The 21,845-nt window shown below is 66.8% G+C and carries 19 protein-coding genes; 9 read left to right on the top strand and 10 right to left on the bottom strand.

Translation table 11 applies throughout. The features are described 5' to 3' along the window. Positions 1–24 precede the first annotated feature (24 nt). Positions 25–1,218: a cytochrome P450 gene (locus TPR58_RS09715; protein ID WP_346246446.1), complete on the top strand. Its 1,194-nt coding sequence runs from the start codon at positions 25–27 to the stop codon at positions 1,216–1,218. Between the two features lie 45 nt (positions 1,219–1,263). Here TPR58_RS09715 and TPR58_RS09710 read toward each other — a convergent pair whose 3' ends face one another. The 5 genes from TPR58_RS09710 to TPR58_RS09690 form a co-directional block, all read right to left on the bottom strand. Further along, positions 1,264–3,597: a TonB-dependent receptor gene (locus TPR58_RS09710; protein WP_346246445.1), complete on the bottom strand. Its 2,334-nt coding sequence runs from the start codon at positions 3,595–3,597 to the stop codon at positions 1,264–1,266. Positions 3,598–3,696: 99 nt separating this feature from the next. Then, positions 3,697–4,371 (bottom strand): GntR family transcriptional regulator, encoded by a 675-nt coding sequence (locus tag TPR58_RS09705; protein WP_346246444.1) that lies wholly within the window; start codon positions 4,369–4,371, stop codon positions 3,697–3,699. A gap of 32 nt (positions 4,372–4,403) precedes the next feature. After that, positions 4,404–5,726: an MFS transporter gene (locus TPR58_RS09700; protein ID WP_346246443.1), complete on the bottom strand. Its 1,323-nt coding sequence runs from the start codon at positions 5,724–5,726 to the stop codon at positions 4,404–4,406. A gap of 45 nt (positions 5,727–5,771) precedes the next feature. Next, a complete protein-coding gene (locus TPR58_RS09695; protein WP_346246442.1) occupies positions 5,772–6,200 on the bottom strand; it encodes a MarR family winged helix-turn-helix transcriptional regulator in 429 nt (142 codons plus the stop codon). Continuing rightward, on the bottom strand, positions 6,193–7,221 hold the full coding sequence (locus TPR58_RS09690) for an aromatic ring-hydroxylating dioxygenase subunit alpha (protein WP_346246441.1): 1,029 nt from the start codon (positions 7,219–7,221) through the stop codon (positions 6,193–6,195). The genes TPR58_RS09695 and TPR58_RS09690 overlap by 8 nt, the downstream gene beginning before the upstream one ends. Positions 7,222–7,300: 79 nt before the next feature. Between TPR58_RS09690 and TPR58_RS09685 the strand changes: the two genes are divergently transcribed. Further along, entirely contained in the window at positions 7,301–8,416 is a 1,116-nt protein-coding gene (locus TPR58_RS09685) for a 5-methyltetrahydropteroyltriglutamate--homocysteine S-methyltransferase (RefSeq protein ID WP_346246440.1), read from the top strand. Positions 8,417–8,542: 126 nt separating this feature from the next. On the opposite strand, the gene TPR58_RS09680 is transcribed toward TPR58_RS09685, so the two are convergent. From TPR58_RS09680 to TPR58_RS09665, 4 genes are read right to left on the bottom strand one after another with little or no spacing between them, the layout of a single operon-like run. Next, entirely contained in the window at positions 8,543–9,790 is a 1,248-nt protein-coding gene (locus TPR58_RS09680; RefSeq protein WP_346246439.1) for an MFS transporter, read from the bottom strand. Further along, complete coding sequence (locus tag TPR58_RS09675; protein WP_346246438.1) at positions 9,714–10,604, bottom strand: amidohydrolase family protein; 891 nt, start codon at positions 10,602–10,604, stop codon at positions 9,714–9,716. Before TPR58_RS09675 ends, TPR58_RS09680 begins: the two co-directional genes overlap by 77 nt. Further along, complete coding sequence (locus tag TPR58_RS09670) at positions 10,601–11,668, bottom strand: 4-oxalomesaconate tautomerase (protein WP_346246437.1); 1,068 nt, start codon at positions 11,666–11,668, stop codon at positions 10,601–10,603. Before TPR58_RS09670 ends, TPR58_RS09675 begins: the two co-directional genes overlap by 4 nt. Then, entirely contained in the window at positions 11,661–12,332 is a 672-nt protein-coding gene (locus tag TPR58_RS09665) for a 4-carboxy-4-hydroxy-2-oxoadipate aldolase/oxaloacetate decarboxylase (protein ID WP_346246685.1), read from the bottom strand. Before TPR58_RS09665 ends, TPR58_RS09670 begins: the two co-directional genes overlap by 8 nt. A 98-nt stretch (positions 12,333–12,430) precedes the next feature. Here TPR58_RS09665 and TPR58_RS09660 point away from each other — a divergent pair, with 98 nt between their 5' ends. The 7 genes from TPR58_RS09660 to pobA are packed head-to-tail and all read left to right on the top strand — an operon-like array spanning position 12,431 to position 19,065. Then, a complete protein-coding gene (locus TPR58_RS09660; RefSeq protein ID WP_346246436.1) occupies positions 12,431–13,639 on the top strand; it encodes a LysR family transcriptional regulator in 1,209 nt (402 codons plus the stop codon). 54 nt (positions 13,640–13,693) lie between these two features. Next, on the top strand, positions 13,694–14,557 hold the full coding sequence (locus TPR58_RS09655) for a DUF1932 domain-containing protein (RefSeq protein WP_346246435.1): 864 nt from the start codon (positions 13,694–13,696) through the stop codon (positions 14,555–14,557). Continuing rightward, the gene (locus TPR58_RS09650) at positions 14,554–15,579 is read left to right on the top strand and encodes an amidohydrolase family protein (RefSeq protein WP_346246434.1); all 1,026 of its coding nucleotides are present in this window, start codon (positions 14,554–14,556) and stop codon (positions 15,577–15,579) included. Before TPR58_RS09655 ends, TPR58_RS09650 begins: the two co-directional genes overlap by 4 nt. Then, positions 15,576–16,013 (top strand): protocatechuate 4,5-dioxygenase subunit alpha, encoded by a 438-nt coding sequence (gene ligA / locus TPR58_RS09645; protein ID WP_346246433.1) that lies wholly within the window; start codon positions 15,576–15,578, stop codon positions 16,011–16,013. Before TPR58_RS09650 ends, ligA begins: the two co-directional genes overlap by 4 nt. Beyond that, entirely contained in the window at positions 16,013–16,909 is an 897-nt protein-coding gene (locus TPR58_RS09640) for a class III extradiol dioxygenase subunit beta (protein WP_346246432.1), read from the top strand. The genes ligA and TPR58_RS09640 overlap by 1 nt, the downstream gene beginning before the upstream one ends. 42 nt (positions 16,910–16,951) lie before the next feature. Further along, entirely contained in the window at positions 16,952–17,899 is a 948-nt protein-coding gene (locus TPR58_RS09635; protein ID WP_346246431.1) for a Gfo/Idh/MocA family oxidoreductase, read from the top strand. Beyond that, positions 17,896–19,065 (top strand): 4-hydroxybenzoate 3-monooxygenase, encoded by a 1,170-nt coding sequence (gene pobA, locus TPR58_RS09630; protein ID WP_346246430.1) that lies wholly within the window; start codon positions 17,896–17,898, stop codon positions 19,063–19,065. Before TPR58_RS09635 ends, pobA begins: the two co-directional genes overlap by 4 nt. Before the next feature lie 107 nt (positions 19,066–19,172). Here pobA and TPR58_RS09625 read toward each other — a convergent pair whose 3' ends face one another. Then, positions 19,173–21,578 carry a TonB-dependent receptor gene (locus TPR58_RS09625; protein ID WP_346246429.1) on the bottom strand — a complete coding sequence of 802 codons (2,406 nt, stop codon included), beginning with the start codon at positions 21,576–21,578 and terminating at the stop codon, positions 19,173–19,175. Positions 21,579–21,845: the final 267 nt, after the last annotated feature.

Raw genomic sequence — 21,845 nt, 5'->3', positions numbered from 1 at the left:
GACAATTTCGAGGAGTTGAGACGAATGGACCGCCTTGAGCCCGGGCACCACTATGATCCGCTCGCGCACGAGGATTTCGACACGCCCCATCGGGTGTTTGCCGAATTGCGCGCGAAATGCCCGGTTGCGCACAGCGACGCGTTCGGCGGGTTCTGGATCGCCACGCGCCATGCCGACATCAAACGCATTCTCGACGACCCGGCCGAGTTCACCACCACTGTCCGCAATGTCGTGCCCGGCGCCTCCGCCACCGGGCGGCGTCCGCCGCTGCACCTCGATCCGCCCGAACACACGCCCTATCGCCGCGCGATCGATCGTGCGCTGGGCGCCAGGCGGCTGGCCGCGATCGAGCCGGTGATCGAGACGCATGTCGCGCGGTTGCTGGACGATTTCATCGCCGCCGGCGGCGGGGATTTTGTCGAGGGGTTCGGCAGTCCCCTCCCGGCACTGCTGTTCTCGGACTGGTTCCGGCTGAGCGATACGCAGACGACCCTGCTCTGGCGGACGGCGCAGGCGTTCGTGAAGGCCTGGGAGGCGTTCGATATCGAGACCGTCTCGCGCACCAGCGAGACCTTGTACGATCTCGCCCGCGACCTGATCGCAGACCGCAGCGCCGCACCGCTCGATCCCGAGGTCGATCCGGTCAGCAGCCTGCTCGCAGCGGTCGATGTCCGGGGCGATCCCCTGCCGCACGAGATGCTGGTCGGCTGCGTGCGTCAGATTCTCGTCGTCGGGCTGGTCGCGCCGCCGGTGTTCCTGGGCAGCGTCGCGGTGCATCTGTCGCGCCATCCCGATCTTGCGGCGCAACTGCGTGCCGAACCGGAGCGGATCGAGGATGCGGTCGAGGAATTCCTGCGCCTCTACACACCCTATCGCGGCTTTGCGCGGACCAGCCGCAACGGCGTCGAACTTGGCGGACGCCGGATCGAGCCGGGCGAGCCGATCGCGCTCGCCTATGCCTCCGCCAATCGCGACGAAGCCGTGTTCGATGCGCCCGACGAGTTCCGGCTGGACCGCGCCAATGTCCGCGATCACCTGGCGTTCGGGCGCGGCCCGCATCGCTGTGCCGGAATGGCGATGGCGCGGATGGAGTTCCGCATCGCGCTGCGCGAACTGCTCGCGCGCACCAGCAATATCGAACTGGCTGGCGACGTGCGGATGAGCGGCATGCCCGAAGTCGGGCCGGTCTATGTCCCGCTCAGGGTCGAAGCCGCCTGATCGCGGCCGGGGTAGCGTCGTAACGCCGCCCCGGCAGGCTCAGCCTCAGAAGCTGAACCGCGCAGTCGCGTAGATCTCGCGCGGTGCGCCGGGGATCGCAACATATTCGCCCGTCGGGGCCAGCGTGCCCTTGTAATAGGCATAGTTGGTCTTGGTGAGGTTGGTGCCCTCGACCGACAGCTGCACGCCCGGCGCGAAGTTCGGATCCCACGAGATGCGCGCGCCGACGAGCGTATAGGCATCCTGGTAGGAGGTGACGTCGGCCGGGGTCAGGAATTGCGACCCCTTGTGCGACACGTCGCCGCGCAGCGTGACCTGACCGGCGCCCGTCTCGAAGGCATAGGAGGCCCCGGCGTTGATCGACCAGTCGGGAATCTGCGGCACGCGGCTGCCCAGCACGAAGCCGCTGCCGATCGCGGCTGCGGTCAGCGTGTCGAACCGCGCATCGACATAGCCGACGCCCAGGTTGAGGTTCAGCCCGCGCGTCGGGCGCGCCGCGACCTCCAACTCGAACCCCTTGATGTCCGATCCGCCCGCATTGCGCGTGGTGCGGATATTGGCGTTGGTCAGCGGATCGACCGACTGCACCGTCAGCTGGATGTTGCGATATTCGGACAGGAAGCCGGCGACGTTGAACGTCAGGCGGTTGTTGAACCACGCGGTCTTCGCACCGACCTCATAGCTGGTGAGGCGCTCCGGATCGTAGCGCGGCGTCGGGGTCGATGCGACCGTCGATGCGCCGAAGCCGCCGGATTTGAACCCCTTCGACCAGCTCGCATAGAAGAGCAGGTCGCGATTGGGCTTGTACTCCAGCGCGACGCGCGGCGTGAAGCTGTCCCATTCGGCAACCGCGCTGGACAGCGGCACCACCACCGCGCCGTTCTGGGGGCGGATGACCGAGGTCGAATATTCCTTGCGGTCGCGATTGTAGCGCGCGCCGACCGTCACGCCGAGCCCGTCGACGAGCGTCAGCGTCTCCTGGGTGAACAGCGCGAAGCTGGTCGCCTTCATGTGGAAGGTCGTGAAGGTATTGCCGACATCCGCCGCGGTCGGCGTGCCGCCCGCGGCTCGGATCGCTTCATAGATGCCTTCGAACGACCGCGTCAGGACGGTGGAATCGCCTTCCTCCTGAAACGCATAGGCGCCCAGCAGGAAGTTCAGCCGGTCGCCCAGCGCGGTTCCGCCCAGCTGGAATTCCTGGCTCAACTGGTTCTGCGTCATCGTGGTGCGCGATTGCTGCAGCGGGTAGGGGGTCTGGTCGCCATCCACCTCGATCAGCGCATCGATCGATCGCCAGGCGCTGATCGACTTGAAGGTGACGGTGTCGCTCAGGTCGACGCTCAGCACCGCCGACACGCCGCCGATATCGGCATCGTCCTGCTGCGGCTGAAGCGAATAGATGCTGTACGGGCTCTCGGATTCCCACCGCGCGTCATAGATCGATCCCGCGGGCAGGCCGAGCGTGGGGTTCAGATAGGGCGCGGCGAACTGGTTGTAGCGCGCGATCTTGGCGACCGTCGCGCCGCTCGGCACGAAATCGATCAGATAGCCCGAGGGCGGGTTCTGGCGCTGGCGGGTATAGTCGCCGGCGATCTTCAGCGTGACGCTGGGCCCCAGCTGCGCCTTGATCGCGCCGCGCAGGATGAAGCGGTTCTCGCTGGCATAATTCACATCGTCGAGGATGCGATGGCCAAAGCCCTCGTTGCTCAGATAGGAGGCGGACAGCTTCACCCCCAGCTTGTCCTCGGCCAGCGGCAGGTTAACCAGCGCGGACAGGTCGGCGCGGCCGTAACTGCCGGCCCGGGCCTTGACCAGGCCGGTGGCGCCGCCCGACAGGCGCGGCTCGCTGGTGATGACGTTGATCGCGCCGCCGATGGTGTTGCGACCGTACAGCGTGCCCTGCGGGCCCTTCAGCACCTCGACCCGCTCGATATCCTCGAGGCTCAGCAAGCCGCCGAGCGATCGGGCGATATAGACGTCGTCAACATAGAGGCCGATCCCCGGATCGGTCGGGAACTGGAAATCGCCGGTGCCGACGCCGCGGATATAGCCGGCGAATGCCGACCCGCCGCCCGCCGGGCGATTGGTCGGATGAAGTTCGAGGTTCGGCGCGAAATTGCTGATGTCGGCCAGATTGTCGATGCCGCGTGCAGTCAGCGATTCCGACGACAGCGCAGTCACCGAGAGCGGCGCGTCCTGAAGGCGTTCGGCGCGGCGCTGGGCGGTCACGACGATCTCGCCGATCCCCTCATCGTCCTGCGCGGCCGGCTCCTGGGCGACGGGCGCTTCCTGCGCGAATGCAACGGTCGCCGACGACAGGCCGGTCAGCGAGACGCCTGCCGCGAGCGCGGCGCGAACGAGATAGCGGCGATACAGCATGCGATATCCTCCCCAGGCTGGCGCGGAGGTTCGCCTCCGTCGCCATATTGGTTATGGATCAATACAAATTTTGTCAACAATCTTGTCGGCAAAGCAATGTCAGCTGGGCAGCACGTCTCCCAGCCCCATTACCGCTGCCAGTGCTTCCTCGACATGCTGGCGCATCAAGGCCTCGGCCTCGGCGCCGTCGCCGCGAAGGATGGCATCGGTGATCCTGCGATGATCGGCATTGGCGTCGTCGATGCGATGGGGCTGATAAAAGGCCGAGAACAGCAGCCGATAGAGCGGCAGGCGCAGCCGTTCGACGAACCCGCGGATATAGTCGTTGTCGGCCCCGTCGAGGATCAGCGAATGCCACGCGTCGTTGGCGCGGACGAAGGCGGGGTGATCGCCGGTATGCTCGACGAGGTTGAGACGTTCCTGCAATTCGGCAAGCTGTTGCTTGCGCCCGGGATCGTCGGCCACGGCGAAGTCGTGCGCGGCCATGCCTTCCAGCGCCATGCGCGCGCGATAGATCTGGCGGATCTCGTCCCGGGTGAAGCGGCGGACCGACGCGCCGCGAAATTCCTCGATGACGACCAGCCCCTCGCTCTCCAGCCGCTGCAGCGCTTCTCTCACCCGGCTGCGGGTTGCGCCGGTCTCGCGGATGATATCCGCCTCGATCAGACGCTGGCCCTGCACGACCTGGCCGGTGCGGATGCGGTCGCGCAGCCATGCCGCCACTTCCGATGCGGCGAGGATGCGCTCGGGGTCGCCGGGAGCTGTTTCGATCATGGCGGAAGGTTCGCCAAACCCGGCGCCTCGTGTCAACGGGCGGCTTCCGCTTCCGGCTTCGCCGTCCAGCCGCGCATCGCGAACAGTGCGGCCGCGCCGACGATCGAGCCCAAGCCCATGATGACCGCGACGGTCTGCAGGCCATAGCCGCCGGCGAACAGGAAGCCGGCCAGCGCCGGCGCCAGCGCCGATCCGCCGCGGCCGACCCCGATCACGAAGCCGGTCGCGGTCGCACGCACCTGGGTCGGGAAGGACTGGGCGATGAGCGCATAAAGGCCCACCACGCCGGCATTGGTCGCGAACCCGGCAAGCGCCGCCACAAGCGACAGCGTGGCGAGATCGCCCTGGTCGCGGCCGAACACGATGACCAGTGCCGTGGACAGCAGCATTGCGCCGATGGTGAGCGCCAGCACGCGGATCCTGCCGGTGAGCAGGCCCAGGATCAGCGATCCGGTCGCACCGCCGATGCTCGCCCAGACCAGCACGCCGGCGGCCTGGGGGGAGGGGAAGCCCATGTCGACGACGATCTTCGGAATCCATTTGAGGATGAAGTAAAAGGTCATGATGTGCGCCAGATAGGCCAGCGTCAGCAGCAGCGTCGCCCTGACCAGCGCGGGCGAGAAGAGCTCGACCACCGGCACCTTGCGAGCGGGACCGGAGGTTTCCGGAAGCGAGTCGACCGGCGGGTGGCCCATGCGGGCGAGCGTCCTGTTGATCCGCGCGAGCGCGTTCGGCGGACGCTTGTGCATCAGGAACGACACCGACTCGGGCGAGCGCCACAGCACCAGCGGCACGAACAGCAGCGAGCAGATCGCGCCGAACACGAACACTGCGCGCCAGTCGTAATGCGCCAGCAGGACTGCGGAGATCGACCCGCCGACGATCGTGCCGACCGGATAGCCGGCCGCCATCAGGACCACTGCAAGCGCGCGGCGCTTGGCATTGGCTGCCTCGGCGACCGCCGCGTTCGTGGCCGCCAGCATGCCGCCGATGCCCAGGCCGGTCAGAACGCGCCACGCCGACAGGATCTCGACGCCGTTCGCGGTCGAGGCGCCCAGCATGCCGACCGACATCAGGACCAGGCAGCCCAGGATCGTGGCGCGGCGGCCGACCCGGTCGGCGACGCCGCCCAGGAACAGCGATCCGATCGCCATGCCGATCAACTCCATCGACAGGACCAGGCCCAGCGCGGCGCGATCGATTCCCCATTCCTTGGCGATGCCGGGCGAGGCGAAGCTGATCGACAGCACGTCGAAGCCGTCGAGCGCGTTCAGGCCGATCATCGTCGCGACGATCCCCCACTGGAATCGCGACATCGGTTCGCGGTCGATTACCGCGCGCGGGTCGATGGCCATATCCCCTCCGGTCTCCATTCGATTATTGCTATGGTCTAGAACAAATCAGCGATAGATGCGTGCGAGCAATTCCTCAAGCGTCGCCAGCTCGGCGGCGTCGAAGCGTCGCTTCAGCCAGTCTTCATGCTCGTCGACCGCCGCCTTGGCCTTGTCCAGCAGAATGCTGCCTTGCGACGTCAGGCTGAAGGCGATTTTTCGTCGGTCGCTAAGTGCCGGCGCCCGCGTCATGAGGCCGCGCTTCTCGAGCGCGTGGACCAGCGCCATCGTCGTGGCGCGGTCCATGTCGAGTGCGGCGGCGAGGTCGGTCTGCGCAAGGCCGGGATGGTCCCCGGTCAGCCACAGGACCGACACCTGCTTCTGCGTCAGCCCCAGATCGGCGAAATGCTCGCCGAAATGCCGCTGGACCGCGCCGTTGGCCCGACGCAGCCTCAGCCCCAGGATCGTGTCGAGCGGGCCGCGCGCGATCCTAGCCATGTGTCGTTTCCGCCGCGGCGAGGCGGGTGATGATCTGTCGCGCGCGCACGCTGCCCTGGTCGATCGAATAGCCGCGCAGCTTCATGTCGGGATTGGCGAAGATCGACCGCTGCTGCGCCTCGAGCACCTCGACATCCTCGTCGAACACCTGGCCCTGCTGCGCCTTGAACCGGGCGGTGAAGCCGGCATCCTCGATGTCGAAGTTGCGCGCCATGCCCCAGAAATAATGCGTCGTGGTCTCGGTCTCCGGCGTCATCGCGTCGACGACGAAGCCGCGCACCCCGGAATCATGGCTTTCGACCGTGTCTCCGGCCTCGACCGGCGACACGCCCACATCGATCAGGACCGACGACGGCGGCAGGAAATGGCAGACCTGCCAGCGATCGACCGGGCCAGCGGACTTCAGCGCATCGCGCCAGAAGGGCGGCGGCTCGATCCCCGGCATCCATCGCCGGACGAACACCTGCTCCCCCTCGACGATCGTCTCGATCGGCGCCTCGGTGATCTCGTGCTGGCCGATCGACCCCTGGTGCACCCAGGTCTCGTGACTGAGGTCCATCAGATTGTCGATGACCAGGCGATAGTCGCACTGGATATGGTTGTAGCCGCCGTCGAACGTCCATCCTGGCGCGCTGCACGGCCAGAAATCGGGGATCGACGCCGGGTCGGCGCGTGCCGGATCGCCGATCCAGACCCAGACGAAGCGATGCTTCTCGACCACCGGATACAGCGTCGCGCAGATTCCCTTGGGCACGCGCTCCGACTTGACCGGCATCTCGGTCGCCGCGCCATCGGCTCCGATCAGCAGGCCGTGATAGCGGCAGCGGATCGAGTCGCCCTCCTTGAACCCCATCGACAGCGGCAGCAGGCGGTGCGGACACGCATCGCGCATCGCGACGACGCTGCGGTCGAGCTTGCGATAGAGCATCACCCGCTCGCCGCAGATGGTGCGCGCGATCGGCGCGCGGTCCACTTCGGAATCCCATGCCGCCACATACCAGCGGTTGGTGATCCAGGTCATTGCCCTTCCCCTCTCATTTCCGTATCGATCTTTGCTGAGATTGTACGTGGTACGTACAATAATGATCCGGGGAGTCCAGATGCACAAGCCGCCATTCCGCGCCGACCATGTCGGCAGCTTCCTCCGTCCCAAGGCGCTGATCGATGCGCGCGAGGCCTATCGCGCCGGCACGATCGACGCATCCGCGCTGCGCGGCGTCGAGGATGACGCGATTCGCGGCGTCGTCGAATTCCAGGAGGGGCTGGGGCTCGACTCGATCACCGACGGCGAATTCCGCCGCACTTATTTCCACACCGACTTCCTGCTCCAGCTCGACGGCGTCGAAGAGGCCGGCGGCACGCAGGTGAAGTTCCACCAGCATGGCGGCAAGGAACTCGCCTATGCCCCGCCGGTGATGAAGATCGCCGGCAAGATCTCGCATGCCCGCGACATCCAGCGCGCCGACTACGAATTCCTCGCCAGCTGCACCTCGCGCACGCCCAAGGTGACGATCCCCTCGCCGACGATGCTCCACTTCCGCGGTGGCCGCGATGCGATCGACGCGACCGCCTATCCCGATCTCGACGATTTCTACAGCGACCTGGCCGCCGCCTATCGCGCCGAGATCGCCAGCCTGGCGGATGCGGGCTGCCGCTATCTCCAGCTCGACGACACGAACCTCGCCTATCTGTGCGACGACACGCAGCGCGAGAATGCCCGCAAGCGCGGCATGGACCCCGACGAGCTGCCGCGCCTCTATGCGCGTATCATCAACGAGTCGATCCGCGACAAGCCCGACGACATGGTCGTCTGCGTCCATCTGTGCCGCGGCAACTTCCGCTCGTCCTGGGCCGCCGAGGGCGGGTACGAGCCGGTCGCCGAGGTGCTGTTCAACGAGCTGAACATCGACGGCTATTTCCTCGAATATGACGATCCCCGCTCGGGCGACTTCGCACCGCTGCGCCATCTGCCCAAGTGCAAGACGGTCGTGCTTGGCCTGGTCACCACCAAGCTGGGCGAGCTGGAGACGGCGGACGACGTCAAGCGCCGCATCGACGAGGCGGCGCAGTTCGCCCCGCTCGACCAGCTGGCGCTGTCGCCGCAGTGCGGCTTCTCGTCGACCGTTCACGGCAACGACATCGAGGTCGAGCAGCAGGCAGCGAAGATGCGCCTGGTGATCGACGTCGCCAATCAGGTCTGGGGCAGCCAGGCTTAAGAGACCTTCAAGGCGGCACCGGCCTGCTCCCCCGCCCGACCACCCAGCTTCAGTATTCTATGGGTGGTCGGGTGGGGGAGCGGGCCGGTGCCGCAATGCGCCGGCAGGCGCATTTGCAAACAACCTCTAAGCTGGATCCGGCGCGCCGCCCGACAGGCGGCGCGTCACCAGCGCCAGCCCGACCAGCACGCCGATCAGCGCCAGATCGAGATCGGCGGAGGGCGAGAAGCGCACTGCCGCGGTCGAGATCAGCGCGGCGCCGCCCATCTGGATCGTGCCGAACAGGCTGGTCGCCGCGCTCGCCCGGGCGCGCTGCCGCTCGATCGCCTGTGCCAGCAATGCCGGCCCGGTCAGCCCGCTGCCGAACGCGATCAGCGCCATCGCGGCCAGCAGTCCCAGCAGGTTGGTGCCGGCCAGCGCGACCGTGATCACCGCAGCCGCCCCGGCGGCCAGCGCCGTGGTGCCGATTGGCGTCAGCCATGTCGGGCGATGGCGCAGCACGACCGGCACGGTCAGCGTGCCCGCGATGATCGCGCAGGCAACGAGCGAATAGAATAATCCGGACAGCGCCGGGGTCGCACCGGCGGCGTTCAGCGCGAAAGGCGACACCGCCAGGAACAGGTAGAAGCCGGCGCTGATCAGCGCGTTGGACAGCACCAGCGGCAGATAGCCGCGATGGCTCAGCACCTGCCAATAGGTCGCCGCCAGCCTGCCCGGATGGAGCGGGGCATGGTCGCCTGCACGCGTTTCCGCCAGCATCCGGCTTGCCAGCACCATTCCAATCACGGTCAGGCCCGCGAGCACCCAGAACAGCGCCCGCCAGCCGGCAAGGCCGGTCAGCGCGCCGCCGAGCACCGGCGCGATCGCCGGAGAGATCAACGTCACGCTGGTCAGGATCGCCAGCGGTGCGGCGGCATGGCCGGCGGGAGCGCGGTCGGTCGCCATCGCCCGTGCGGTCACCAGCGAAGAGGATGCACCGATCGCCTGGATCGCGCGGCCGATCAGCATCGCGGTCAGGTTCCCCGCGACCGCGCAGCACAGGGTGCCGATCAGGAACAGACCCAGCCCGCCAAGCAGCACCGGCCGCCGTCCATGATGATCCGCCACCGGCGCCCAGACCAGCTGGCCCAGCGCGAGCGTGATCAGATAGACCGAGATCACCAGCTGGCCTCCCGTGGGCGGCGTTCCGATTCCGCGCGACAGGATCGGCAGCGCCGGCACGATGATTTGGATCGCCAGCGATCCGAGCGCGGCGATCGCGCCGAGCAGGATCAGCCGGCGCGCCTCGCCGCGCAGCTCAGGCTTCCTCGGGCCAGTAGAGCCGCATCGGATTGTCGACCAGCAGCTTGCGCTGCAGCGTCTCGGTCGGCGCAATGCCCGGGATCACGTCGACCAGCGCGCCATCGTCGGGCAGCGTCTTCTCCATGTTCGGATGCGGCCAGTCGGTGCCCCACAGCACGCGGTCCGGATAGGCCTCGACCAGCGGGCGGACCGACCGGACGAAATCGGCATAGGGCGGCCCGGCGGGATCGAGGCGATCGGGGCAGGTGACCTTGGTCCAGATATCCTCGCGGCTGTCGAGCAGCGCGCGGAACGCCGTCATGTCCGGACCGTCCGGGCCCTGGGCCACATCGGGGCGACCCATATGGTCGATGACGATCGGGGTCGGGATGGCCGCCAGGAACGGCTTCATCTCGTCGAGTATGTCCGCCTCGAAATAGACCACGACATGCCAGCCGAGCCGCTGGATCCGGTGCGCAACTTCCAGGAACTTGTCCTTGGGCGCATCGTCGACCAGCCGCTTGAGGAAGTTGAACCGCACGCCGCGGATGCCGCCTTCGTGCAGCATATCCAGCTCGGCATCGCCGATCGCAGGGTCGACCACCGCGACCCCGCGCGCCTTGCCGTCCGACCGCGCGATGGCGTTGAGCGTCGCGCTGTTGTCGGTGCCGTGGCAGCTCGCCTGGACGATCACGTTGCGCGCGAAACCCAGCCGGTCGCGCAGCCCGAACAGCGCCTCGGGCCCGGCATCCTGCGGCAGATATTTGGCCTTGGGGCTGAACGGGAACTCGGCCATCGGCCCGAATACATGGCAATGCGCGTCGACCGCGCCTGCGGGCGGGGTGAAGTGCGGTCGCGAGGGCGTCAGCGTCCAGCTGCGGATCCGGCCGTCTGCGTCGGTGCTCATGCGAAAACCTCTCCGTCCATCAGCTTGCGTGCGGTGCGCAGCATGCCCGCCTCGACCGGCTGGCCCTTCGCGTCCAGCGTCACCACGCATTCGGTGACCCCGCTGGGATGCTCGACGCCAAGCGTCAGCTGCGATCCTTCCGGCACCTGCGCCACCGCCGCGGCCGGCGATCCGGGGATCAGGCACGCCGTCGCGACGCTGACGGCGCCCAGGACGCCGATCGACGCATGGACGCGGTGCGGGATCAGCGACCGGACGGCGATCGCACCGCCATTCTTCGGTGCAGCGACCAGCATCATCTTGGGTACCGATTTCCCGGTCACGTCCCCCAGGTTCATCAGCGGCCCGGCTTTCAGCCGGATCGCCTCGACCTTCGCCTTCATCGTATCGTCGGCGTCCAGCGTCTCGCGGTCCTCATAGCCGGTGATACCCATGTCGGTGGCGCGGATCACGACGCAGGGCATGCCATTGTCGATCAGCGTGCAGTCGACACCCTCGATCCGGTCGACACCATTGCCGGTCGGCAGCAGCGCGCCGCAGCTCGACCCTGCGGTGTCGCGAAAGGCGAGGGGGATAGGCGCGGCGGTGCCCGGCACGCCGCTGATCGCCGCATCGCCGGCATAGCGGACGGTGCGGCCCGGGGTCTGGACGGTCGCCACTGCGACCTGGCCGGTATTCTCCATGAAGATCGCGACGCGTGTCTCACCGTCCTGTGGGGACACCAACCCGCGCTCGATCGCGAAGGGACCGACGCCGGCAAGGATGTTGCCGCAATTCTGCGCGTCGGTGACGATCGCCTGGTCGACGAATACCTGCAGGAACAGATAGTCGATATCGACGCCGTCGCGGGTCGAGGCGCTGACGACCGCGACCTTGCTGGTCAGCGGGTCGGCGCCGCCCATGCCGTCGATCTGGCGCGGATCGGGCGACCCCATCACGCGCAGCAGGAACGCATCGCGCTCGGCGACATCGGCGGGCAGGTCATCCTTCAGGAAATAGCCGCCCTTGGACGATCCGCCGCGCATCCACATGCACCGCGCCGAGGTCGCCGTCCTCTCAGACATAGCGCAGGCCCATCTCGGCCAGCCGCGGCCGCATGTCGTAGATGTCGAGGCCAAGCTCGCCGGCGGCCAGCCGCTTGCGCTTGGCTTCCTCAGCCGCCTCGCGCGCCTGCGCCTTTTCCAGCACCGCCGCAGCATCGCCGCGCTTCACCACGCACACGCCGTCGTCATCGGCGACGATCACGTCGCCCGCCTCGATCGCCGCACCGGCGCAGACGATCGGCACGTTGACCGATCCCAGCGTGTTCTTGACGGTTCCTTGCGCGAACACCGCGCGCGACCAGACGGGGAAGCCCATCTGGGTCAGGTCGCGGACATCGCGCACGCCGGCGTCGATCACGAGTCCGCGGCATCCGCGCGCCATCGCGCTCGTCGCCAGCAGGTCCCCGAAATAGCCGTCGAAACACGGCGATGTCGGCGCCAGGACGAGGATGTCGCCGTCCGTCAACTGCTCGATCGCGACATGCACCATCCAGTTGTCACCCGGCGCCGCCGAGATCGTCACCGCACTGCCGGCGATCCGGGCACCCGCATAGATCGGGCGCATATGATGGGCCAGCAACCCGATGCGGCCCTGCGCCTCGTGCACCGTCGCCACGCCGGCGCCCGCCAGCCCGTCGATCACCGCAGCGTCCGCGCGATCGATATTCTGTACCACGACACCCATGTCTTCATCCTCCAGATCGTCCTGCCACGTCACGCGCGCGGGCGGCGCGCGCCAATCCAACTTGCGCATCCCCGATAAGTTTTTGTTATAGACGCGTCGTGCTCAAGCCCTTCGACCTCAACCTGCGCCATCTGCGCGCGCTTGGCGATGTCGCCACGCATCGCAGCCTGAACCGCGCGGCGGACGTCGCCGGATTGTCGCAGCCGGCGCTGACCCAGGGGCTGGGTAAGATCGAGCGGCAGCTGGGCGTGTCGCTGTTCGATCGGCATTCCGATGGCGTTACCCCGACCGAGGCGGGGACCGCGCTGGCCGATCGCGCGGCGCGGGCCTTCGCGCTGCTGGGCGAGGCTGCCCGCAAGGCTGGCCGGGGCGGCGCGCGCGGCTTTGCCCGGCCGGAGCGCCTGATGACCGCGACCCAGCTCGAGGCGTTCCTGCATTTCGCCGACGCCCAGGGCTTTGCCGGCGCCGCGGCTGCCAGCGGGGTTTCGCAGCCCGCGATCCACCGTGCGGTGCGCGAACTGGAACAGGTCTGTGCCACTCCCCTGGCCGAACGACGCGGGCGCGGCGTGGTGCTGACGCCTGCCGGCCGGGCGATCGCGCGCGGGGTTCGGCTTGCCGCGGGCGAGATCGCTGCCGGCATCGCCGAGGCGCGGGGCGACGCGGGCGATGGCGGCCGCATCGCGATCGGTGCGATGCCGCTCAGTCGCGCGCTGCTGTTGCCGCGGGCGCTGTCGTTGTTCCTGCGCGACGCGCCCCGCGCGGTGGTCGACGTCGTCGAGGGGTCGTGGCGCGAACTGGTCGATCCGCTGCTCGACGGGGTGATAGACATCATGGTCGGCGCGCTGCGCGACGAAGCGCCGCTGGGCGTGGATCAGGTGCCGCTCTTCACCGATCGCCTCGCGATCTTCGGTCGTGCGGGTCACCCGCTGGACGGCGGGCGTGCCGATCTCGCGACGCTGGCGCGACAGCCATGGGTCGTCGGGCCCGCCGGCACGCCGCTGCGCACGCATTGGGAGACACTGTTCCGCGATGTGGCAATGCCCGCCGTGCCGATCGAATGCGGATCGGTGATGGTCATCCGCGGCCTGCTCGCCCAGAGCGACCTGCTCACCTTGCTTTCGCCCGATCAGGTCGCGCTCGAGGTCAGTGCCGGAATGCTCGCGCAGGTCGGTCCCGATCTGCCGGATGCGGTCCGCACGATCGGCATCAGCACGCGCAGCGGCTGGCGGCCTACCCGACCCCAGCAACGTCTGGTCGACCTGCTCCACCGGGCAACCGCGGAGACAAGACTTCAGGAAAATGGATAGGGTAGGGGGCAAATCGATTGGCGGTGGAGCCTGACCAGGGGCTAGCCCGCCGTCATGATCGAGAGCGTCGCCTTTATCGGCTTTGGCGAAGCGGGACAGGCATTCGCCCGGCCTGGCGCCCGCGCCTTTGACCGCAAGACCGGGGATCCCGCGTCTCGCGCGGCGAAGCTGTCTGACTATGAGGCCAGCGGCGTCAGCGGCAGCGATGATGCGGCGGAGGCACTCGCCGGCGCCGCGGTCGCGTTGTCCCTGGTAACCGCCGACCAGGCGCTGCCTGCGGCGCAGTCCTGTGCAGCGATGCTCGATCCCGGCGCGCTGTGGCTCGACCTGAACAGCGTCGCGCCTGGCACGAAACGTGCCGCAGCACAGGCGGTCGAGGCGGCCGGCGGCCGCTATGTCGACGTCGCCGTCATGTCGCCGGTGCTGCCCGCGCGTCTTGGTGTCCCGCTGCTTGTTGCCGGTCCGCATGCGGCGGCGGGGGCTGATGCCCTGTCCGCGATCGGCTTCACAAATGTCAGCCTTGCCGGACCGCAGGTCGGCGATGCGTCGGCCATCAAGATGATCCGCTCGGTCATGGTCAAGGGGATCGAGGCGCTGAGCGCCGAATGCATCCTGGCCGCTCGGCGCGCCGGTGTCGCCGATGCGGTGCTCGCCTCGCTCGACGCGAGCTGGAAGCCGCAGGGCTGGGAAACACGGGTCGACTATAATCTCGACCGGATGCTCGCGCACGGCCTGCGCCGCGCCGCCGAGATGGAAGAGGTCGTGAAGACTTTGGAAGAACTCGGCGTCGAGCCGGCGATGACGCGCGGCACGGTGGTCCGGCAGCGTGCGATCGGCAGCCTCGGTCTGGTTCCGCCCGAGGGCCTCGCCGCGAAACTCGACGCGATCGAAGACGGAAAAGGGGAGCGCGCAGCGTGACGATGATCATCGATTGCCACGGCCATTATACGGTCCTGCCCAAGGCGCACGACGCCTGGCGCGAGGAACAAAAGGCCGCGTTCAAGGCCGGCGTGCCCGCGCCGCCCTATCCCGAGATCAGCGACGACGAGATCCGCGAGACGATCGAGGCCAACCAGCTTCGCCTGATCCGCGAGCGCGGCGCCGACGTCACGATCTTCTCGCCGCGCGCCTCGGCAATGGCACCGCATGTCGGCGACGAGGCGGTGGCGAAGGAATGGGCCTATCGCTGCAACAACCTGATCGCACGCGTCGTCGATCTGTTCCCGGAGACTTTCGCCGGCGTCTGCATGCTGCCCCAGTCGCCCAAGGCCGACATGACCAACTCGATAGCCGAACTGGAGCGCTGCGTGACCGAGCTTGGTTTCATCGGCTGCAACCTCAATCCCGATCCCGGCGGCGGCCACTTCAACCATCCACCGCTGACCGACCGCTATTGGTATCCCTTTTACGAGAAGATGGTCGAGCTGGACGTCCCCGCGATGGTCCACGTCTCGGGCAGCTGCAATCCGGCGATGCACGCGACCGGCGGCTATTACATCGCCGCCGATACGATCGCCTTCATGCAACTGCTCGAAGGGGACCTGTTCGCCGATTTCCCGACTTTGCGCTTCATCATCCCGCATGGCGGCGGCGCGGTGCCCTATCATTGGGGCCGCTATCGCGGGCTGGCCGACATGCTGAAGAAGCCCTCGCTCGACACGCATCTGATGAACAACATCTTCTTCGACACCTGCGTCTATCATCAGCCCGGCATCGACCTGCTGGCGGACGTGATCGACAACAAGAACATCCTGTTCGGGTCGGAAATGGTCGGCGCGGTGCGCGGGATCGATCCGACGACCGGCCAGTATTTCGACGACACCAAACGCTATATCGACGCGCTCGACATCGCCGATGCCGATCGACACGCCATTTTCGAGGGCAATGCCCGCCGGGTCTTTCCGCGCCTCGATGCCAAGCTGAAGGAGCGCGGACGATGAGCAGCCCGCCCGACATCCACAGCTATCTCGCCGAGTTCGAGGATATTCCCGGCACCCGCGTGTTCACCGCATCGCGCGCGCGCCAGGGCTATCATCTCAACCAGTTCGCGATGAGCCTTATGAAGCCGGAGAACCGCGCCGCATGGAAGGCGGACGAGCGCGCCTATCTCGACGGCTGGCCGCTGACCGACGACCAGAAGCAGGCGGTGCTCGACCGCGACTATAACCGGCTGCTCGATCTGGGTGGCAACATCTACTTCCTGGCCAAGGTGTTCTCGACCGACGGACAGAGCTTCGTCCAGGCGGTCAGCACCATGACCGGCATGTCGGTCGAAGAATATCAGGCGATGATGAATGCGGGCGGCCGCTCGGCCGACGGGCACCGCTCGCTGCGCGACAATGCCCGCGCGATGACAGAAGGGGAGCAAGGCTGATGGCACGCATCACTGCAGGCGTGGCGTCCAGCCATGTGCCGCTGCTCGGCGTGGCGCACGACCAGGGCAAGGATCGCGACGCCTATTTCGGTCCGATCTTCGCCGGTTACGACTGGACCCGCGAATGGGAAAAGGCGGAGAAGCCTGACGTCGTGATCCTGGTCTATAACGACCATGCTTCTGCCTTCGACATGAAGATCATCCCGACCTTCGCGATCGGCTGTGGCGAGCGCTATGCCCCGGCGGACGAGGGATGGGGCCCGCGCAAGGTGCCGGACGTCATCGGCCATCCCGACTTGGCCTGGCACATCGCGCAGAGCCTGATCCTCGACGAATTCGACATGACGATCATCAACGAGATGGATGTCGACCACGGCCTGACCGTGCCGTTGTCGATGATGTTCGGCCACAGCGATGCCTGGCCGTGCAAGGTGATCCCGCTGGCGGTCAACGTCGTCACCTATCCGCCGCCCTCGGGCAATCGCTGCTGGGCGCTGGGCGAGGCGATCCGCCGCGCGGTCGAAAGCTATGGCGAGGATCTGAACGTCCAGGTCTGGGGCACCGGTGGCATGAGCCACCAGCTCCAGGGGCCGCGGGCCGGCCTGATCAACCGCGAGTGGGACAATCGCTTCCTCGACGGGCTGATCGGCGATGGCGACGATCTGCGGCGCATCCCGCACATCGAATATCTCCGCGAAACCGGGTCGGAGGGGATCGAGATGGTGATGTGGCTGATCATGCGCGGCGCGCTGGGCAAGCGGACGCGCGCGCTGCACCGCCATTATCACGTGCCGTGCAGCAACACCGCCATCGGCCATCTCGTGCTGCGCCCCGACAATGGGGAGGATCTCGACATGACGGGGAGCGGCACCGTTTCCGCCCTCGCCGCTGAATGACCTTCCGCCCGGCGGTGCCGGGCGACAGACTGGAGCAAACCCATGAAAATCGCACTCGCGGGGGCAGGCGCCTTCGGTGAAAAGCATCTCGACGGCCTGAAGAATATCGACGGCGTCGAAGTGATCTCGGTGGTCGGCCGGCGGCTCGAGCCGACGCAGCAGGTCGCCGACAAATACGGCATCCCGCACGCCACCACCGAACTGGCCGAGGCGCTGGAACAGCCCGGGCTCGACGCGGTGATCCTGTGCACCCCGACCCAGATGCACGCCGCCCAGGCGATCCAGTGCATGGACGCCGGCAAGCATGTCCAGGTCGAGATTCCGCTGTGCGACAGCCTGGCGGACGGCGAGGCGGTGCTGAAGAAGCAGCAGGAGACCGGCCTGATCGCGATGGTCGGCCACACCCGTCGCTTCAACCCGTCGCACCAGTACCTGCACGACCGGATCGCCGCAGGCGACCTGTCGATCCAGCAGATGGACGTCCAGACCTATTTCTTCCGCCGCAAGAACATGAATGCCAAGGGCGAGGCGCGGTCCTGGACCGACCATCTCCTGTGGCATCACGCCGCGCACACGGTCGACCTGTTCGCCTATCAGGCGGGCCCGATCGTCGCCGCCAACGCGCTGGAAGGTCCGATCCATCCCGAACTCGGGATCGCGATGGACATGTCGATCCAGCTGAAGGCGGAAAGCGGGGCGATCTGCACGCTCAGCCTGTCGTTCAACAATGACGGGCCGCTGGGCACCTTCTTCCGCTATATCTGCGACAACGGCACCTGGCTGGCGCGCTATGACGATCTCGTCACCGGCAAGGAAGAGCCGGTCGACGTCTCTCAGGTGGCGGTGTCGATGAACGGCATCGAACTGCAGGATCGCGAATTCGTCGCCGCCATTCGCGAAGGGCGCGAGCCCAACGCCAGCGTCGCCCAGGTCCTGCCGTGCTACCGCGTGCTGGATTCACTGGAAAAGCAGCTCGAGGCTGCCCGGTGAAAACCCGGGTCGCGATCGTCGGGGCAGGTCCTTCGGGCCTGCTGCTCGGCCATCTCCTGACCCAGGCCGGGGTCGATTGCGTGGTCGTCGAGCGCCAGTCGCGCGACTATGTGCTGGGGCGCATTCGCGCGGGCGTGCTTGAGACGGTCACGACCGAGCTGATGCGCAAGCTGGGTATCGACGCCCGGATGAATGCCGAGGGGCTGATCGAGGAGGGCTTCAATCTCGCCACCGACGATCGGCTGATCCGCATCGACATCACCGCGCTGACCGGCAGGCACGTCATGGTCTATGGCCAGACCGAACTGACCCGCGACCTGATGGATGCGGCGCCGGATCGCGGGCTGACGGTGATCTTCGAGGCGAAGGACGTCGCGCTCCACGATCTGGAGAGCGACACGCCGTCGCTGACCTATGTCAGGGATGGCGAGACGCAGCGGATCCAGGCCGACTTCATCGCCGGCTGCGACGGCTTTCACGGACCTTCGCGCAAGGCGATCCCGGCATCGGCGGTGCGCGAATATGAGCGGGAATATCCGTTCGGCTGGCTCGGCATCCTGGCCGATGTGCCGCCCTGTCATGACGAGCTGATCTACGCCAATGGCGCGCGCGGCTTCGCACTGGCATCGATGCGGTCCTCGACCCGCAGCCGCTATTACATCCAGGTCCCGCTCACCGACCGCGTGGAGAACTGGACCGAGGATCGGCTGTGGGACGAACTGGAAATGCGGTTCGATCCGCTGAGCCAGCACGGCGTTACGCGCGGCCCTGCGCTTGAGATGTCGATCGCGCCGCTGCGATCCTATGTGTTCGAGACGATGCGTCACGGCCGGCTGTTCCTGGCCGGCGATTCGGCACATATCGTGCCACCGACCGGGGCCAAGGGCCTGAACCTCGCCGCGTCGGACGTCGCCTATCTGTCGGACGCTCTTATCGCCCATTTCCGGCACGGCGACGATTCCGCGCTCGACGGCTATCAGGCAAGGGCGCTGGCACGCATCTGGAAGGCCCAGCGGTTCAGCTGGTACCTGACCAAGCTGATGCACAGCTTTCCGGAGGACGGCGCGTTCGAGCACCGCATGCAGGTGGCCGAGTTGGACTATGTCGCCGGCTCGAAATCGATGCAGACGGTGATCGCCGAAAATTATGTCGGGTTGCCGCTCTAGGCGGGAATCCCGATCACGGGTCTGGCGGACATCCGGCTGGGGTCGCACCCGAAGGCGCCTCGATCGAGGCGGCGCAAGCCGTCTCGATCGAGGTTGCACTACCGGCCTTAGAACGAACCCGAGACCTGCACGAACCAGTTGCGCGGGCGGGCGAAGATGCGCTCGGCATAGCCCAGGGTGGCCAGCGAGGCGTTACCCTGGATCAGATAGCGCTCGTCGAACACGTTATTGACGCCCGCGGTCAGTTCCAGGCCGTTGTCGAGCTTCAGCGACAGCGAGGCGTTGCCGGTGAAATAGCCGTCCTCCTCGATCAGCGGGATGCTGCCGGTGATGAAGGTGATCTTCGACGTGTAGCTGCCGTCGATCCGCGGCGTCAGCGTCGTGCCGCCGCCCAGTTCGATCGCATAGGACAAGCCGAAATTGGCCTGCAGGTCGGGGGTGAAGGGCAGGTCGTCGTTCGGCGTCACCGTCGCAGTGGCACCGGGGATCGGGGTGATGCTCTTGATCTTGTCGTCCAGCACGCTGACGCTGCCGTCGAACATCAGCCCCCAGGAGGTGCGATAGCTCGCCTCGGCCTCCAGCCCGCGGATGCGCGCTTCGCCAGCGTTGAACAGAAGCGGCACCACGCCCTGGCGGAAGATCAGCTGGATGTCGCTATATTGCGCCTCGAACGCCGCCAGGTTCAGGCGCAGCCGCCCGATATTCGTCTTCACGCCGACCTCGTAGCTGGTGACGCTCTCTTCGCCGAAGGGGACGGGCAGATTGTCCGCCGTCGCGGCATTGTAGCGCGTATTGAACCCGCCCGATTTGAAGCTCTTCGCATAGGAGGCATAGGTGCTGATCGCCGGCGTCCAGCGATACTGCACGCTCGCCGAACCCGTCAGCGCCGAGAAGCTCTGCTGGAACGGCCGGTTGAAGATGAACAGCGGCCCGCCCTGGGTCGTTGCCAGCGTCGGCAGCGGGTTGGGATCGGGCAGGGTGGACGGGAACAGGTTGAACACCGTCCCCTGATAGAATTTGCGATCCGAGGTGTAGCGCAGTCCGCCGCTCAGCTCGAGCCCGTCGACCGGTGCCCAGGTCACCTCGCCGAACACGGCGAGCGAGTCGGTCTTCAACCGCGAGACCTGAAGGTCGCGGCTGGTCGGCCCGCCGGCGAGGATCGACGAGATCACGGGCGGCGAGGGCGGGAAGGCGAGATAGACCGTCGCGCGCTCGTCGGTGGTCTCGTTGAAATAATAGCCGCCCAGGATGCCGCTGACCTTGCCGAAATCGAGCTGCAGCTGGATTTCCTGGCTGAACTGCTGCGACTTCGACCCGACATCGGTCGTGATCATCGTGAACGGGGTATTGTCGGCGTCGCGGATGCCGCGCGATTCGGTCTCGCGATAGGCGGAGATCAGCTTGACCAGCGCCTGGTCGGTCAGCCGGATATTGGCGGTGCCTGCCACGCCCCACACTTCGGACATGCTCATCACCGGCGCGGTGCCGCCGTTGACGAAATCGCCGCGCGCCTGGAAGTCGTTGGCGCAGCGGCTGTCGTTGATCAGCGGCACGTTCGGCGCGCCGAAACGCGGATTGCCGGGTGCGATCGGCGCGAACGGGATGGTAGCGCCGGGGCAGCCCGCAGCGACGCTGACGATCGCGGCGACCGGCGCCTGTTCGTTGATCCCGGCGAAGACGAAGGGCGCGCCATGTTCGTCGCGCTTCGAATAATCGGCGCGCAGGAACAGGTCGAAATCGCTCGACGGCTCCCATTTCAGGGCACCGTTGAACGAATAGCCATTCTCGTTGCCGAGATCGAGACCGTCGACCGCGCGGATGACATAGCCGTCGCGCTTGCGAAAGCCCCCCGAGACGCGGGCGGCCAGCGTGTCGCCGATCGGGATGTTGAGCGCGGCGAAGCCCTCTACCAGATTGTCGTTGCCGACGCGGACCCGGCCGCGCGCGCCGAACTTCCCGAGTTCGGGCTGGCGGGTGCGCACCAGGATCGCGCCGCCGATCGTGTTGCGGCCGAACAGCGTGCCCTGCGGCCCGCGCAGCACCTCGACCCCGGCGATGTCGCCGAAATCGATCGCGCCGCCGACGGCGCGGCCGAGATAGACTTCGTCCAGATAGATGCCGACGCCGGGATCGACAGCCGCGGTCGGATCGACCTGGCCGACGCCGCGGATGAAGACCACCGACGATGCGCTGTTGCCCGACAATTGGCCGGCGGGCTTGAACTGCAGGCTGGGCGTGATCCGCTCGAGATCCTGCGTCTGGAGAATCTGGCGCTGCTCGAGCATTTCGGAACTGAATGCGGAGATCGCGACCGGCGTGTCCTGCAGGCTTTCCTCGCGGCGGCGGGCGGTCACGATGATCTCGGTCGGATCCGCCTCGGTCACCTCGGCGGATATGTCCTGTGCCGGACTGTCCTGCGCCAGCGCCGGAAAGGCCATTGCGGTCGTTGCAAATGCTGCAGCAGCTGCGCCGTACATGAAAGCGGCGCGTGTCGTCGATCGAAGCCCGTTCATCGATACCTCCCCTGTCGTGCGGCGATCTCTGCGCCCCCGCTCAACATATGCCGGAGTCTAGATGGACGACGGCTATTGTCAATAACTGTAATGCTTCAAAACTAATCTGGGGTTTCTCCTTTGATATGCTGCAGATACTCGAAATCGTTGAATAATATGGATAGTTGAACTAATCAACCGATGTGAAATGCTTCGGGCGAGATGACGGCGTGCTCCCGCCCGAGTTATTTGTAAGATCAATCTTGCTTGCGGGTCCGGGAAGCGCCA

Source organism: Sphingomonas rustica (assembly GCF_039652585.1).
Taxonomy (GTDB): domain Bacteria; phylum Pseudomonadota; class Alphaproteobacteria; order Sphingomonadales; family Sphingomonadaceae; genus Sphingomonas; species Sphingomonas rustica.
This window is presented reverse-complemented; position numbering and strand designations above follow the sequence as displayed.